11 protein-coding genes are annotated in these 16,937 nt (G+C 59.6%); 1 reads left to right on the top strand and 10 read right to left on the bottom strand.

Annotation, left to right across the window (positions count from 1 at the left end):
• Positions 1 to 2 precede the first annotated feature (2 nt).
• The 5 genes from ACR0NF_RS20020 to ACR0NF_RS20000 form a co-directional block, all read right to left on the bottom strand.
• Positions 3 to 3,350, bottom strand: coding sequence for an error-prone DNA polymerase (locus tag ACR0NF_RS20020; protein WP_480778833.1), 3,348 nt, complete (start codon positions 3,348 to 3,350; stop codon positions 3 to 5).
• Complete coding sequence (locus ACR0NF_RS20015) at positions 3,347 to 4,822, bottom strand: Y-family DNA polymerase (protein WP_480660542.1); 1,476 nt, start codon at positions 4,820 to 4,822, stop codon at positions 3,347 to 3,349. The genes ACR0NF_RS20020 and ACR0NF_RS20015 overlap by 4 nt, the downstream gene beginning before the upstream one ends.
• An 81-nt stretch (positions 4,823 to 4,903) precedes the next feature.
• Positions 4,904 to 6,586 (bottom strand): D-lactate dehydrogenase, encoded by a 1,683-nt coding sequence (dld, locus tag ACR0NF_RS20010; protein ID WP_480660544.1) that lies wholly within the window; start codon positions 6,584 to 6,586, stop codon positions 4,904 to 4,906.
• A gap of 13 nt (positions 6,587 to 6,599) precedes the next feature.
• A complete protein-coding gene (locus tag ACR0NF_RS20005) occupies positions 6,600 to 8,666 on the bottom strand; it encodes a TRAP transporter large permease subunit (RefSeq protein ID WP_480778832.1) in 2,067 nt (688 codons plus the stop codon).
• 127 nt (positions 8,667 to 8,793) lie between these two features.
• Positions 8,794 to 9,846 (bottom strand): TRAP transporter substrate-binding protein, encoded by a 1,053-nt coding sequence (locus ACR0NF_RS20000; RefSeq protein WP_480470614.1) that lies wholly within the window; start codon positions 9,844 to 9,846, stop codon positions 8,794 to 8,796.
• A 336-nt stretch (positions 9,847 to 10,182) separates the two neighbouring features.
• On the opposite strand from ACR0NF_RS20000, the gene ACR0NF_RS19995 reads away from it, so the two are divergent.
• Positions 10,183 to 10,956, top strand: coding sequence for a FadR/GntR family transcriptional regulator (locus tag ACR0NF_RS19995; protein WP_480470613.1), 774 nt, complete (start codon positions 10,183 to 10,185; stop codon positions 10,954 to 10,956).
• A 19-nt stretch (positions 10,957 to 10,975) separates the two neighbouring features.
• Here ACR0NF_RS19995 and ACR0NF_RS19990 read toward each other — a convergent pair whose 3' ends face one another.
• From ACR0NF_RS19990 to cobT, 5 genes are all read right to left on the bottom strand, one after another.
• Positions 10,976 to 11,368, bottom strand: coding sequence for a DUF333 domain-containing protein (locus ACR0NF_RS19990; protein WP_480470612.1), 393 nt, complete (start codon positions 11,366 to 11,368; stop codon positions 10,976 to 10,978).
• Positions 11,365 to 12,543, bottom strand: coding sequence for a DUF2235 domain-containing protein (locus ACR0NF_RS19985; protein WP_480470611.1), 1,179 nt, complete (start codon positions 12,541 to 12,543; stop codon positions 11,365 to 11,367). Before ACR0NF_RS19985 ends, ACR0NF_RS19990 begins: the two co-directional genes overlap by 4 nt.
• Before the next feature lie 91 nt (positions 12,544 to 12,634).
• Positions 12,635 to 12,979 carry a DUF427 domain-containing protein gene (locus tag ACR0NF_RS19980; protein ID WP_480470610.1) on the bottom strand — a complete coding sequence of 115 codons (345 nt, stop codon included), beginning with the start codon at positions 12,977 to 12,979 and terminating at the stop codon, positions 12,635 to 12,637.
• Between the two features lie 63 nt (positions 12,980 to 13,042).
• Positions 13,043 to 14,833, bottom strand: a complete 1,791-nt coding sequence (locus ACR0NF_RS19975; RefSeq protein WP_480778831.1) for an aminopeptidase P family protein — start codon at positions 14,831 to 14,833, stop codon at positions 13,043 to 13,045.
• 129 nt (positions 14,834 to 14,962) lie between these two features.
• Complete coding sequence (gene cobT / locus ACR0NF_RS19970) at positions 14,963 to 16,840, bottom strand: cobaltochelatase subunit CobT (RefSeq protein WP_480470608.1); 1,878 nt, start codon at positions 16,838 to 16,840, stop codon at positions 14,963 to 14,965.
• Positions 16,841 to 16,937: the final 97 nt, after the last annotated feature.

The raw sequence follows: 16,937 nt of genomic DNA, 5'->3' as shown, positions 1-16,937 counted from the left end.
CCTTAGTGAAAATCCCGGCTTGGAAACAGCCGTTTGGCCTGCTCACGCGGATGGCGGGCGCTTGGTCCGTTCTGGCGGGGGCGCGGGGTGTCATCCGCTTGGGGTTGGGTGATGCCGATAGCTTCGTCCAGCGGATGTCCAAGCTCGGACAGTTTGTGCGACATATCGGTGATTTCCTGCGCGATCAGATGCACGACGATTCCCTCGCGTTGCAGATATCCACGGACCTGCAGCAGCCGCCCGCCCATCACGATGCGGCGAAATCGTTCATAGACCTTGGGCCAGACAACCACATTGCTGACACCGGTTTCATCCTCGAGCGTCAGAAAGATCACGCCCGAGGCGGTTCCCGGCCGTTGGCGTGTGATCACCAGCCCACACACGCTGTAGCGGCCCAGCGGGATGTCCTGCAGCGTGGCATGCGGCACAAGGCTGGGGATGGAGGGGCGCAACAGCTCCATCGGGTGTGAACGCAGGGTCAGGCGGGTCGAGACATAATCCTCGACCACCTCCTCGCCCAGATGCATCACCGGCAGGTTGACCTGCGGCTCATTGATGCTCTCACCATCGATGGGGTCATTGAACAGCGGCAGGGCGGTCCGGCTGCGGATGGCTTTGACATGCCACAGGGCGTCGCGCCGGGTCAGGTCCATGCCGGAAAACGCATCCGCCTCGGCCAGACGGGTCAGCACATCCGGGCGCAATCCGGCCCGCAGCCACAGCGTTTCGGGGTCCGGATACCCATTGCCCCGCGCAGCCACGATCCAATCCGCATCCTCCTGCTTGAACCCTTTGATCTGGCGAAAACCCAGCCGCAGGGCCAGCGCCCCGTCGGCGCGGCGTTCCAGCAGGTTATCCCAGGTCGAGGCATTGACGCAGACCGGACGAATCTCGACCCCATGCTCGCGCGCGTCGCGCACGATTTGGGCAGGCGCGTAAAACCCCATGGGCTGCGAATTCAGCAGCGCGCAGGCAAAGATTGCCGGGTGGTGGCATTTCATCCAGGCCGAGACATAGGCCAGCATGGCAAAAGCTGCGGCATGGCTTTCGGGAAAGCCGTAATCGGCAAACCCTTCGATCTGGCCAAAGCAGCGGTCGGCGACCTCGGGTGTATAGCCATTGTTCAGCATCCCTGCGATGAACTTGTCGCGATAGGTGCCAATCGTCCCCATGCGCCGGAACGAGGCCAGCGAGCGGCGCAGGTGATCAGCCTCTTCCGCCGAAAACCCTGCCCCAACCACGGCGATTTGCAGGGCCTGTTCCTGAAATAGCGGCACGCCCAGCGTGCGCCGCGTCACCTCTTCCAAGGCGGGGCCGAAGGGTTCGGATTTTTCCAGCCCGTTGCGCCGCCGGATATAGGGTTGCACCATATCGCCCTGAATGGGTCCGGGGCGGACGATGGCGACCTCGATCACCAGATCATAGAACTCGCGCGGCCTCATCCGGGGCAGGAAATTCATCTGCGCCCGGCTTTCGACCTGAAACACGCCCACCGCATCAGCGGCGCACAGCATGTCATAGGTCGCCGTGTCCTCTTGCGGGACGGTCGCGATGCTGAGGGTTTCGCCGTCATGCTGCCGCATCAGGTCAAACGCCTTGCGGATACAGCTGAGCATCCCCAGCCCCAATATATCGACCTTCAGAATGCCAAGCGCGTCGATATCGTCCTTGTCCCACTCGATCACGGTGCGGTCTTCCATCGCGGCGTTTTCGATCGGGCAGAGCTCATCCAGCCGCCCTTTGGTGATGACGAACCCGCCCACATGCTGCGACAGGTGGCGCGGGAAACCGATGATCTCGCCAATCAGGCGGACGGTTTGCATCAGGCGCCGGTCCTTGAGGTCGAGGCCCAGTTCCTGCAGCCTCTCGGCATCAACGCCGCCATTGCTCATCCCCCAGATCTGGCCGGACAGGCCTGCGGTGACGTCCTGAGACAGACCCATTACCTTGCCCACCTCGCGGATCGCCGCGCGGGATCGGAAATGGATGACCGTGGCACAGAGGCCCGCGCGGTGGCGGCCATATTTCTCGTAAATCCACTGGATCACCTCTTCGCGCCGCTCGTGTTCGAAATCCACGTCGATATCCGGCGGCTCGCCCCGGTATTTCGAGACAAAACGCTCGAACACCATGGCGATCATGTCGGGGCTGACATCGGTGATGCCCAGCAGGTAACACAGGATCGAATTGGCGGCTGAGCCGCGCCCCTGACACAGAATGCCTTGCGAACGGGCGAATTGCACAATGTCATGCACGGTCAGGAAGTAGGCCGGGAAATCCAGATCGGCAACGAGCGCCAGCTCTTTCTGCATCAATTGCAGCGCACGCTCGGGTGGGCCACCCGGATAGCGCCGTTTCAGCCCCTCACGCGCCAGACGTTCCAGCCGCGCCTGCGGGGTCTCGGTGCTGGCGATCTCGTCGGGGTATTCGTAAGACAGCTCACTTAAGTCAAAGCTGCAGCGGTCGGCGATTTCCAGCGTGCGGCGCAGTGCGCCGGGGTGATCCTGAAACAGCCGGGCCATATCCGCGTAGCCTTTCAGCCGCCGCTCGGCATTGGGCAGGGCGCGGGTGCCGATCTGGTCAATCGTGATGTGTTCGCGCATGCAGGTCAGCACATCGGCCAGTTGGCGGCGGTTGCCACGGTGCATCAGCACATCGCCTACCGCCACCATGGGGGCCGAGGCCCGCAGCGCCGCCTGCGCACAGGCCGCCAGATAGGCCCGGTCGCTGCCGTCATAACGCGGTACGGCCCCCAGAAAGACCGCGTTGGGGAACTGCCGCCGGACGGTCTGAATGTCGGGGATGGCCTGTTTCAACCCTGCCTGAGGCAGCGCGATCAGGATCATCCCCTGACAGGCCGCCAGCATGTCTTTCAAATCCAGATGACAGTCGCCTTTCTCGGCCCGTCGCTTGCCCAGCGTCAGCAGCCGGGTCAGCCGCTGATAGGCGGCGCGGTCGCGGGGCAGGGCCAGCCAGTGCACCGCGCTGTCGCGCAGAACCAGACGGCAGCCAACGATCAGCTTGGGCAGGGCGGGCACATCCGGTTTGTCGATCGGCTGCACATGCCCGACCTCTTGCCGGGATGAGGAATCGAGCCGGTGTTGCGAGCGGATTTGAACCGCGCCTTCTGCCTCGCGCCGCAGCTCTTTCAACGCGCTCCAGCCCCGGACCACCCCGGCCAGTGAGTTCCGGTCAGTGATCGCGATGGCTTTCAAGCCCAGCTCTGCCGCGCGGGTCACCAGCTCTTCTGGGTGTGAGGCTCCGGTCAGGAAGGTGAAATTGGTGGTCACGCCCAGTTCGGCATAGCCGGGGTCCTGCGCGTGTGAGCTGGGCGGGTTCGGTTTGGTCATGCGAATTCCCCATGCACGAACCATCCCGGATTTTGCGGTGTGTGATACAGCCACAATCGCCGCCCCTGCCGGGTTTCAACCTGCCAATAATCGCGCAAGCCCGTGCGCCAGTTCTCATCCTCCAGCCACCATTCAGGGCAGATGCGTTCGGGCCCGGTTGAGCGGCTTGTGGTCAGCGACATGCGTCGCCAGCGAAAGCGGCGTGGCGGGTGCGGGCCCGATCCGGCGATGGGTTCCGGTGGAAACAGCTGTAGGGGCCGGGGGCGCAGGGCGCACCACCCGCCTGCGGGATCGGAATAGGCGGCAGGCGAGATGGTGAAGCTGCGTTCGGGGATGTGGCTTTGCGCGGGCAGCAGGCGGTGGATCTGCTCTAGCCCGATCCGGGTGCCGATGCGGGTGATCAGGTCGTCCAGTTGGTCTTTGTTCCGGCTTGCAGCGCGGCTGATCTGGCGCACGGGCAGGGGCTCCACCTGCGTGGCCTCCAGCCGGAACTGATCGACCCCGAAACCCGCATCCACCTCGGCCAATCCACGTTCGAACAGGGGCAGGATGCGATGGGGATCGCGCAGGGGGCGGGCCAGGCGCAGTTCGACCTGCTGGTGATCCTGATCCACCCGGCGCAAGGTCATGCACAGCTTGCGCGCGCCCATCTCCTGCGCTTTCAGCTTGTCGCAGAGCCGGTCCAGCAGCCGTTCCGCCCCGGCCATCATGTCAGACAGCAGCCCAACGGGCTCGGGCAGGGTCATGCGCACGCCGTAATGGGGTGAATCAGCCAGCGGGGTGATCTGTTCGGGCTGATGCCCCAGAGCCTGATCCAGCCGCATCAGAACCTCGGGGCCAAAGCGGCGTGTCAGCGGCGCGCGCGGGGTTTGCGCCAGCTCGCCAATCCGGCGCAGGCCCAGCCGTTGCAGCGCGACCGAGGTATTCTCATCCAGCCGCAGCGCTGCCACTGGCAGGGCGCGGAGGGCTTTCAGCGTATCCTCGCCCGCCACCCCCTCGCCATAATGGGCCAGGGCCCAGGCCGCGCCGCGTGTCGGGGCCAGACCGATCTGCACCGCCAGCCCGGCCCGGGCTAGACGCCTGCGCATATCGGTCAGCATCATCTCTTCCCCGCCCGCAAGATGCGCGGATCCGGTAATGTCCAGAACCAGCCCGTCTTCGCCTTCCAACCCGACCCAGGGGCAATAGCGCGTGGCCCAGCGGCGCAGGGTGTGCAGAAACCGCTGATCCCCCTGTGGGTCAGCGGGTTGGCTTTGCAGATCGGGGCAAAAGGCGCGGGCATCGGAATAGGGCATGCCGCGATCCAGCCCCTGCCGTTGGGCCTGCACATTCAGGCAATATACCCGGTTTGCATTGTTCTGTTTCAGCGTCAGAACAAATGGCCCCTCGACCGGACGCAGGCGTAGAGCCCGGTCGCTTGCCAGCCGGGGAAACCACAGTGAAACGATACGCCGTCGGGTGCCATCGAGCATGTCGGAAACCAAATGTTCTGTATTTGTTCTTTTTAGGTTTCCTTGGATGCAGAGTCGAGTCTTTCGTGGCCAAAAAGCCCGTCAGCTATAGTGCTTGTTGCGCGACATTTTCCCGATGCCGGGGTTCATGCTGTTGGTCGGGTCGACCGATTTGTAGAACGCCGCCAGATCCGGCTTGGCCGCATATAGGTGTCCCACATTGTGTTCGGCCGGGTACTCGGCCCCGCGCTGATCCAGAATCTCCAGCATCGCAGATTTCAGCGCCTTCGGATCGGCCCCCTTCTTCACGATGTAATCCTGATGCAGAACGTGGCACATGAAATGCCCGTAATAGAGCTTGCTGACCAGTTGATCCGCCAGCTCGGGGGGCAATTCCTCGAACCAGTTCACATCATTGCGGCGCAGGGCGATGTCCAGCGCGATAATGTCCTCGACCTCATGCGCGTGCACGTTCATGTAACGGATCGCGGCCCCGGCAGCGGCAAAGCGGTGCAGGCCGGCAATCTTAGCCTCGCGCGGGTCGCATTCGAAGAAATCCAGTTGGTTGTCGCCCACCATATCGCGCAGCAATGCGCGGGCTTCATCAATGCCGCCGTCGCGCATTTTCAGGATCAAATGATGGGGATAGCGTTCGCGGTACGCGCGCATTCGCTTGGGCAGGATATCCGGCCAGAACCGCATCGTGAACTGCATGAAACGGTCGGTGAAGTTCGACAGGCCCGGAATACCCTCTAACCGGGCATCCACCGCACCTTTCAGCGCAAAGAAAGTGGGCAAACGGTCGGTACCCAGTTTGTCGATCATCACCATGGTGTCCTTGCCGTAGCGATCCGAGATGTCAAAAACCTCTTCATGCATATACTCGGCGCTGACCGGCAGGGTCTTGAAGCCTGACAAGATGCGGCGGCGCAATTCGGTCAGAGCGCTGGTGTCCTCGGCGCCGATATAGAAGGTGCGCTCGCTGTCATTCTTTGGATAGGTGTCCAGCCGGACAGCAAAAACAGCCAGTTTTCCGGCACATCCAGCAGCCTCATACAGACGGGATTTGTCAGCATTGAACCGGGCCGGCGTGTCTGCATCCACGTTACGCACCCGGCGGGCATAGTCGGTGTCGGAAGCCTTGCGATTGTCAGTCTCGATATCTGTTGTGCTGAAATAGCCGTTTTGCAGTCGGGTCAGGATTTCTTCGGGCGTGTCACCTAAGTTCATACCCAGGTGGTTGACCAACTCCAGCTCACCATCCCGCGTGATGCGGGCGTGCAGAGACAGCTCGGTATAGGAGGGGCCGCGTTCGACCAGCGAACCACCCGAGTTGTTACACACCCCGCCCACGACCGAAGCACCGATGCAAGACGATCCGATCACTGAATGCGGCTGCCGCCCGATCGGGTCCAGCAGCTTCTCCAGTGCAAACAAGGTGCTGCCCGGAAAGCTGATAACCTGCTTGCCATCATTGATCAGATGCAGGTCGTCAATCCGCCGCGTGTTGATCAAAACCACATCGCGATCATAGCTGCCTTTGGGGGTAGAGCCTTCGGTCAAGCCAGTATTGGCCGCTTGCATGATGACGATCTTGTCGGCTGCGACACAGGCCTGCAGCACCTGCCATTGCTCCAGCAGCGTAGCGGGCTGAGCCACCGCCAGCGCATCACCTTCACCCGACCTGAACCCTCGGCGAAAGCGACGGGTGCTGCGGGCCGAGGTCAACACATGCCGCCGCCCGCAAATGGCCTGAAGACGCTTGATCAGATCGGCTTCGGTCATCCCACAGCCCTCCTTAATACGCGACCGAGGGCAGCCACGTGGCCAGTTGAGGCCAAAGGAAGACGAAGAACAGACCGGTCAACTGCAGGATCACGAACGGGATGATGCCTTTGTAGATATCGGTCAGCTTGATCTCGGGCGGGCAGACCCCTTTTAGGTAGAATAGCGCAAAACCAACAGGCGGTGTCAGGAATGAGGTTTGCAGGGTCACCGCGACGAGGATCACGAACCACACCAGCGCGGGCTCATCAATGACGCCAAAGCCGTCGATATCCAGACCTAGTCCATTTACGATGGGGCGCATCAAGGGCAGCACGATGAGTGTGATTTCGATCCAGTCCAGCACGAAGCCCAACAAGAAGACGATGAAGAGGATCATGAAGACGGTGCCGTTGGGACCAAGCCCAGTACCATGGATCATGTCCTCGATCAGCGCATCGCCGCCCAGTTCGCGCAGGACGTATGAGAAAACGGTTGCGCCAAGGAAGATCGCAAAGATGTAGGCGGTGGTGTTAAACGTGGCCTTCAGTACATTCACCAGTTTCGCCAGCGTCAGTTTGCGATAGCCAAGCGCCAGCAGTGTGGCACCCAGCGCGCCTACGCCTGAGGCTTCGGTCGGCGTGGTCAGGCCCGCAAAGATCGACCCCAGTACGGCAAGGATCAGGGCGAGGGTCGGCAGTACGGCGATCAGCACATCCTTGACGGCGGCCCAGTCGGGACGGGTTGCGCCCTCGGGTACAGGGGCCACGTCACGTTTGATCAGGGCGATGACGAAGATATAGGTCAGATACAGCGCGCCGATGATCACGCCAGGGAAGACCGCAGCCATGAACAGATCACCAACCGACAGTGCCATCTGATCCGCCATGATTACCAACATGATCGACGGCGGGATCAGGATGCCCAGTGTGCCTGACGCACTGACCACACCGGCGGCCAGCGAAGGACTGTATTTCTGCTCCATCATCGAGGGCAGAGACAACACGCCCAGCAGAACGACCGAGGCTCCGATGATGCCGGTCGAAGCAGCCAGAATGATCCCGATCATCGTCACCGTGATCGCCAGCCCGCCGCGTACCGTACCAAACAGACGCTGCATCGAAGACATCAGACGCTCGGCCACACCGGATTCATCCAACATCAGGCCCATGAAAATGAACATCGGCAAGGCGACCAAAACGGCGTTTGACATGGTGGCATAAACCCGGTTCACCACCGCACCCAGCGTCAGATAATCCAGCCCGGTCAGCGTTTCCTCAAGCCCGGTCCAGTTCATCATGCCGTTGTCGAACAGATAGGCCAGACCGCAATAGGCAACACCGACTCCCGCAAGTGTCCACGCCACCGGGAAGCCAGTGAACAGCAACGCGATGAAGGTCAGGAACATGGCGATGACCAGTTTTTCTTCGGTTGTCTCAACCAGGAAGGTTAGCGCAGTCGCCACAACAGCAAAGCCCAGAAGGGCCCAGATGATCAGGCGCAGGCCTTTGCCATGGCGTTCCTCATCCAAGTTCATGAACAGGGCGTGCAAGTCGTGGATCAGCCGCGCCGCCGCCGCCACTCCCAGCAATGCAAAACTGGCCGGGATCACGCCTTTCAAGGCCCAACGCGCGGGCAGGCCGGTCGGGCTGTCTGAGGATTCGTTGACCCTCCAGCTTTCGTAGAAATAGTCGTATCCCTGATCGATCATCAGATAGATGAACGGTACAAGCAGGGTGAAGATTCCCATGATCTCAATGATCCGGCGCGCGCGCTGGCTGAGCTGCATATGCAGCAGGTCGACCCGCACATGGCTGTCGGTGACCAAGGCATACGAGATACCGATCATCGTCACCAGCCCGTAGAAATGCCACTGGATCTCGTCCAGCTTGGGATAATTCTGATTGAGCAAATAGCGCAGCGCCACTTGCGAGACGATGGCCGCAACCAGCAGCAGGTTGGCCCACATGACCACATGGCCTACCGCCTTGACGCCGTTGTCGATTGCCACCGCCAACCTCTGACGGTCGGGTTCACCATGCTCAAGGATGCTTTCATAGACTTCAATCGGATCGTCGTGCTGACGCTGTGTCTCGGCCATGGTCTCCTCCTCGAGATTTCGGCGATGGGGACGTGAATGCGCCCGGGATGCTTGGGAAAATAAAGAAAATCAGAATTGTCCAAGGGCGGCGGGAGAGGCCGCCCTCAGACGATCGCAAGCGATTATTTTACTTGCGGGGGAGGAACGCGTTCTCTTTCCAGACGGCGTAGCCGTCGCGGAACTCGGTCATGTCGGCCAAAACCTTGGCAAAGAACTCATCGTTCGCGGCCTGTTCGGCAGCAACCTCATCCCAGGTCGCGCGGAAGGTCGACAGCATTTCATCATTCCACTGCTTGATCTGGACGCCGTTGTTTTCGACGTTGTCCAACAGGGCCGCGTGCTGGATCGCTTCACCTTCGGCAAAACTGTCGGCCATCGATGCCTTACAGGCGTTTTCGATGATCGCCTTGTGCTGATCGCTGGCTTCGTTCCAGACGTCTTTGTTGATCATCAACTCAAACACAGTCGCCTGCTGGTGCCAGCCGGGGAAATAGTTGTACTTGACCAGCTTGTGGAAACCGAGCCGCGCGTCGATGGCAGGCATCGAGAATTCGGTCGCGTCAATCGCGCCTTTTTCCAGTGCCGGGAAGATTTCGCCACCGGGCAGCAGAGAGGTCGCCACGCCCAGTTTCTGCATCACTTCACCGCCCAAACCGAAAAAGCGCATTTTCAGGCCGTTCAGATCTTCGGGACTGTTGATCTCATTCGCGAACCAGCCCGAGGTTTCGGGGGCAATGATCGCGCAGGGGATGACATGGACGTTGAAGCCCGCCTGATCATACATCTCCTGATACAGATTCATGCCGTTGCCATAGTACAGCCACGCCATGTATTCGCCCGCCTCGGGGCCAAACGGAACGGCCGAGAACAATGGTGCAGCCGGAATCTTACCCGCCCAGTATCCGGCAGTGGTGTAGCCCGAGTTGATCTTGCCCGAAGACACCGCATCCAGAATTTCAAACGGCGGGACCAGCTTGCCGGGCTCATAAACCTTCATCTTCAGCGTGCCGCCGGACATCAGGTCCAGCTGTTCAGCCACGCGCGGGATCGGCGAGCCGAGACCGGGCAAAGCGGTCGAAAACGCGATCGGTGTTTTCAGCAGCATCTTGTCCGCCGCGTGGGCAACCGGAGCGGCCAACAGCGAGGCAGCAACGGCAAGCGATGTCAGGGTGGTCTTCATGGGTTCTCCTCCAGGGTATGTGCCAGCTGTGGGATCGGCTGACGGAATTCCCGCCGTGGCGGTGATATGAAGAGGTAAATATTTTTTACCATGAAGGTTAGTCAACAATTTTATTTACCACTTCTGATTCGATCAGTGGCGTTTCGCGACTGTGTCGAACAAGGAGAAATTTTAGCCAAATGGAGTGATATTACGGATTTATCGTTAATCACCAGATAGATATATCTGTCGGGTATATCCGTGTTTTTGGGTATTTTTACTTGCATAAATTCAGTCAATTGGTAAATTTTGTGAACAACTTATATTTTGTGATTTCTGGTAGGCCGCGGAGCAGACATGAGCAACAACAGCCCATTTGAGCCTGTCGGCCACGAATCAATTGCTGATGCGGTGGTCGAGCAGATCGAGACGATGATCGTCGATGGCATCCTGAAAGAAGGCCGCAGATTGCCCTCGGAACGGGATCTGGCCGAGGCCATGTCTGTCTCGCGCCCCAAGCTGCGCGAGGCGTTGCAGATTCTCGAACAGCGCGGCCTGGTTTCAGTGCGTCATGGTGAGGGGACGTTCATCGCCGCGCTGACCGGCCGGGCAATGTCGCCGGCACTCCTGTCGCTTTACGCCCGGCATGGCGGGGCGTTCTATGATTATCTGGAATATCGACGTGAGCAGGAGATCTTTGCCAGCCGTCTGGCTGCACAGCGGGCGACGCAATCCGACAAGGAGCGCATCTCTGAGATCATAGGCGAGATGCAAAAGGCGTGGGAAGATGATGATGCGGATGCCAGTGAGGAAGCGGATTTTCGTCTGCATTCGGCGGTGGTGGATGCCAGTCAGAACACGACGCTGATCCACATGATGGCTTCGGTTTATGATCTGACGCGTCAGGGTGTCTTTTATAACCGCCGATTTCTGAGAACGATGGACGGCTCGGGCGAGTTGTTGCTGGCGCAACACAAGGAAATCGCGCAGTCCATTCTGGAGGGGGATCCAGAGCGGGCCGAAACTGCGGCCCGCGATCACATGGATTTCGTCGAGAGCTCATTCCGAAAAGGGCAAGAGCAACAGGCGCGTGAAATACGCGCCTCGAAACGACGGTTATATTCGGTCTGAAATCTGCGACTCTGCAGGGCTATTCTGGATGATCGGCCCGAAACAGATCCCAAGCGTCCAGCGATGTGCCATCGGGTTTTGTGCAAATTCCGACCTGACCTTGGTCGGTGTCCTCAATCCGATAGCTGCCGCCGATTTCGATGCAATACGTTGCCGCCGGGTTTGCAAGCCGGGTAAAGCTGTCACTTTTGTGATCTGCATTATTTTCGCGAAAATAGGTCCAAGCGTCGACCTTGGTGCCGTCCGGTAGCTGGCATATTCCGGTTTGGCCATCAGTTCCGTCTTGTATGCCGTAGAGCCCGCCCTGAGCGATGCAATAGGTTGCCGCCGGATTGGCCAGACCAGTATTGGCCAGCGCGCCTGCAGGGCTCAGCAGTGCAAGTGCCATGATCATCGGGTTCAGCTTTATCATTCGCTCCTCGCCGGGGTTGGTTCGCTCTTAGGAAGATTCTCCGGGGCATAGCCCGGATTCAGTTCCATTCTTTCCTGTACCGAAGTATGGATCAATGCACCTTCGGGGATAAAGCGTGGCTCTTTCATCGGAAAATAAAAGCCACCTTCTTTGCGTATCTCAGGATCATCATGCCATTTTTTACGTTTGGGCAGATATTCAAGAATTTTCCACCAGAACGTCATTGAATCATGCAATTTGGCATCTGCACTGGGCGCGGCATAGTCGCGTTTGCTTCCGGGCGCGATATTCTTTGGTGTCTCTCCCTGCACCAGACGTTTGACCATGGTCTCGCGGAACTCCAAGCCATGTGCCCTTGCCTCATCGACCATCCAGCCCAACGGATATTTCGCTGCTCCACTGTCCTGTTCGGGGTAGCCGCTGCCATTGTCGCCATGCACGCCAGCGAACCAGACCTGCTGAATATCCTGATTTTCGGCATCTTCATCATTGACGAAAGGGTGGGTTTTGAACAGCTGCGGCTCGGTCCAGCGCGACAGTCGGAACATGCGGCGACGCTCATCAATGGCGCAGGACTGGCGAAAGACGCGCACGCAAGGATTAGTATGGGTATAGGGCAGGGACTCGAGCGAAGGCAGATACATTCTGTCCGGGCGCGGTACGATGACCGAGGCGACGGTATCCCAGCATCCCATGAAGCGGATTGTCACGCGCCGAGTATCCAGCACCTCTTGCACACGCCAGGCCAAATCAAACCTGTCCTGAGCGCCGGATTGCTTATAGGCGGTCAATGCGTAAGAACACAGATGATCCTGATGCGCGTGCAGCAGGCCGACCATGTTAATAAATCCGGCCAGGACGCGCACCGTGTGCGCCCCGCGCGAGAAGCCGAACAGATAGATCTCATCCCCATCTTCATAATGGCGCAGCAGGAACCTGTAGGCATCCAGCACATTGGCATCCAGCCCATAGCCGGTCGCCAGCCCGAAGACACCCTTCATCTGATGCTTGAATCGATCCCAGGCACCGCTGTTCGAGATCGTCCCGACCCCCGGATCGTAAAACCCGATCTGATCTTTGCTCTCTTTCAGGACGCGATAGAACTTGAGAACGTTGGATTGATTTTCCTTGATCTCGTTGCCGGTGCCATCACAGCAGATAACGATTTTCTTCACAGCAGGACCTCAGGCAATACATTCAAAGCAATGCCTGCAGCTTATCGGAACTTCTCAAAGCTGTTAACCGGTCTAAAGCGAAGCTTGCGTGTCAGAGCTGCTCTACTTTGATGGAGTCTTCGGGGTAGAACGCCAGATGATCCTTGATCTCGGCCACGGTCTCGATCGGGCTCTCGTAGCTCCAGGCGGCGTTTTCAGTGACCGAGGACTTGTTCACGATCGAGAAATGCGTGGCGTCCCCTTTGCCCGGGCAGTGGGTCACCTTGTCGGTCCGGTCCAGAAAGGCCATGGCGATGTCAGCGCGCGGGAAGTAGATCACCGGATCCTTATTGCTTTCCAACAACTCCAAAGCGTTGTTGGTTTCACCCAGAATGGCACCGCCTGAACGGACGCTCCATTTACCCGGTGCTTTGCGGATCGTGATCTGATTGGTCATGTTTACTCCTTCCCTCGTCGTGTACGGGCTTCCCCATTGCCTATTCTATGTAACAATCCGGTGTCAGACCGGTGCAGTTGCGGCATCCAACCACAGTTGAGCGTCCTCGCCCAGCCTTGGTCGGATCTTTTCTGCAACATCGCGGTGATATGCGTTCAACCAGGCACGTTCTTCGCGTGTCATCATGTCGACGACAATCAGTCGCCGGTCGATGGGTACATAGGTCAATGTACGCCATTGCAACATAGCCCGTTCGTCATCGCCGCCGGGCAGGGCGGGGGCCTCTTCCACCACCACAAGATTCTCCAACCGGATGCCAAACGCGCCTTCGCGGTAATATCCCGGCTCGTTGGACAGGATCATGCCGGGCTCCAGCGGCACATGGCTGACCCGTGACAGACGCTGAGGGCCTTCATGCACGCTCAGGTAGGTGCCCACGCCATGTCCAACCCCGTGGTTGAAATCCTGCCCCGCGAGCCACAACGGCAGGCGTGCGACGCATTCGATATCACGTCCTGCCAACCCAACCGGCCAGCGCAGCATCGACATGGCGATCATGCCCTTTAGCACGCGGGTGAAGCATAGCTTTTCCTCATCCCCTACGTCACCGATTGCGATGGTCCGGGTGATATCGGTGGTGCCATCCAGATACTGCCCGCCACTATCGAGCACCAGCAGATGACCATTCTCTAACCGGCTGTCCGTTTCCTCGGTCACCCGATAATGCATAATGGCCCCGTTCGGACCGGTGCCTGCGATGGTGTCAAATGAGATATCCTGCAACGCATTGTCTCGGCGGCGGCATTCTTCCAGTCTGGTCACCACTTGTGTTTCGGATAGGCTGTCCGGGGCCTGTGCGTCCAACCAACAGAGCAATTCCACCACTGCCGCGGCGTCACGCAGATGCGCCTCGGCGCTGCCTGCGATCTCGGCAGGGTTTTTACAGGCCTTTGACAATGCACAGGGATCACCACCCTCGACCATCCGATCCCCGAGCGCATCCGCCACGATCTGCGGTACGGTGTTCGGGTCGACTTGCACCGCCCCCTCAAGGGCCCCGATGGTGGTAAGGAAGTTTTCCGGCTCATTCACAGTGACCTGAGCGCCCAAATGATCCATCACCTCCGTCAGCTTCGCAGCGGCCATGAACAGATCAACACGCCCATCACTGTGCAGTATGGCAAACCCGTGCGCCACTGGGTTATAGGCAATGTCCGAACCGCGAATGTTCAGCAGCCACATGATCGAATCTGGAAGCGTAATCACTGCCGCCGTGCGCCCGGACCTCCGCAACTCTTCGGCGAGGCGCTTGATCTTGCTTTCCGCAGTTTCCCCGGCGAACTCAATCGGATGCGCTTTGACCGAGTTCATCGGTGGCTCAGGCTGGTCATCCCAGACCCGATCCACCAGATTGTCACAGCGCACCAATTCGACGCCGCTGCCTTTCAGTTCCTTTTGAGCGCCGGCGATCTGACCAGCCGCATGGAGCCACGGATCGAACCCGACTTTACCGCCATCTGGCAGTTGTTCCTTCAGCCAAGTGCTAAGGCTGACATCCGGCCACGGCACCGGAGTGTACTCCTCGGCCACCTGTGCCTTCACCTGCGTGCGATAGCGCCCGTCGATGAATACGCCTGCCACGCTAGTCAATGCAACGCAGAAACCGGCAGAACCTGTGAACCCGGTCAGCCAAGCCAGCCTCTCGTCATGGGGTGCCACATATTCACCCTGATGTGCATCAGAGCGCGGGATGAGGAAACCGTCCAGCCCGTCTTTTGCCATTTCGGCCCGCAACGCGGCCAGTCGAGGAGGACCCTGTTCGGGGCGCGCGGTCACTTCGAAACTCTGGAACATCGGGGCCTCATTCGTCGGTTTGATCGGCGCAAACCTGCGGCCTGCGGCGGAAAATGTCCAGCCGCTTGCTCTGCTCGGTTCAGGAAGTTCCGCAGCGCATTCAGGAAGGTAGCGTAGACCCGCGCTCCGCTAACCGGCCCGTTTCATCCCCATAACTCGCGCCCGAGCGCGTGGATCACTGTCGAACAGGGCGGCCAACTGTTCGGTCATGGCACCGGCCAGCTGCTCGACATCGGTGATCGTCACCGCGCGGTCATAGTACCGCGTCACGTCATGCCCGATCCCGATGGCCAACAATTCCACCATCTTGCGCTTTTCCACCATGGCGATCACGTCACGCAGATGTTTTTCAAGATAGTTGGCTGGATTGACGCTGAGCGTTGAATCATCGACCGGTGCGCCATCTGAAATCACCATCAGGATCTTGCGCGCCTCACGCCGCGCGAGCATCCGGCGATGTGCCCATTCCAGCGCCTCACCGTCGATGTTTTCCTTCAGCAGGCCCTCTTTCATCATCAGGCCCAGATTGGGCCGCGCCCGACGCCATGGCGCATCCGCACCCTTATAGATGATGTGGCGCAGATCGTTCAGACGCCCGGGCTGCTGCGGTCGGCCATCGTTGAGCCAAGCTTCGCGTGCCTGTCCACCTTTCCAAGCGCGAGTGGTAAAGCCCAGAATCTCGACCTTCACATTGCAGCGCTCCAGCGTCCGCGCCAGAACATCGGCGCAGATTGCTGCGATGGAGATAGGACGCCCGCGCATCGAACCCGAATTGTCCAGCAGCAGCGTCACCACGGTATCGCGGAATTCCGTATCTTTTTCGACCTTGAAACTCAGCGGAGTCGTGGGGTTCGCGACGACACGTGCCAGACGCCCAGCATCCAGAATGCCTTCCTCGCGGTCGAACTCCCAAGACCGGTTCTGCTGCGCCTGCAAGCGACGCTGCAGCTTGTTGGCCAGGCGGCTCACCGCGCCTTTCAGGGGTTCAAGCTGTTGGTCAAGATAAGCCCGCAGACGTTCCAGCTCTGCCGGTTCCGCAAGATCTTCGGCCGCAATCTCTTCATCATAGCTGTTCAGATAGACCTTGTAGTCCGGATCTGCTTCGGACGCGGGCGGCGGGGCAGGTGGCTCCAGCGGGGCCTCGCCTTCGGGCATCTCGGCCTCATCGCCCATCTCATCCTCGGCCATCTCATCCATCGAGACCTGAGCCTGAGATTGGTCCTGCTGCTCTTCCTGCGACTGTTCCGGGTTGGCGTCGGCGTCCTGTTCTTCCTGATCGTCTTGTCCGGTGCTGTCGGGATCGGGCTGTTCCTCGGCGTCTTCCTCGGCCTGATCTTCCTGCTCGTCATCCAGCTCATCGGGGTCGTCCCCCAACTGGTCGCCATAGCCCAGATCTTTGATCATCTGGCGCGCGAACCTGGCAAATTCGGCCTGATCCGAAAGCACCTCATCAAGGTTCTCTAAAACGCCGCCAGCCTGTTCCTCAATAAACCCGCGCCACAGGTTCATGACATTTTCCGCCGCCGGAGGCATGTCGCGTCCCGTTGCCAGATGCCGGATCAGATAACCCGCCGCGACGGCCAAAGGCGCATCCGCAGGCTGCTTGCATTGATCATAACCACGCCGGATCGCCTCATGCCCGATCTTGACGTCGATATTGGACGCCGTCCCGGGCATATCCCGCGCGCCCATCGCCTCGCAGCGCGCGACTTCCATGGCCTCGTACAAATCGCGGGCCATATCGCCCGGGGGCGCATAACGCGCATGGGTTGCGTCGTCATGATACTTACGCTGCAACGCCAATGCATCCGCCGTGCCACGGGCCAGCAATACCTCTTCCCGTGTCATCCGCCGCGACACCTGTGGCAGTCGCATCGACTCGCCCGTCATGCCCGATGGATCAACCGTATAGGTCACCGACAATTCGGGGTCGTCGGCCATAACCTTAGTGGCTTCGGCCAGAGCCTTCTTGAACGGATCAGCAGGATTGTCGTTCTTCTGCACCATGATCAAACGCCCTTTGTGCTGCAGCGATCCGGTATCTCAAAGCGAAACCGGATCCCCCTTCATCTGGCCAAAAATATCCCCGCCGGAGGCATTGCGC

It is taken from the genome of Ruegeria sp. CF4, assembly GCF_056537345.1.
Note: the sequence above shows the minus strand (reverse complement) of the source record. Positions and strands in the feature narration are given on the sequence as shown.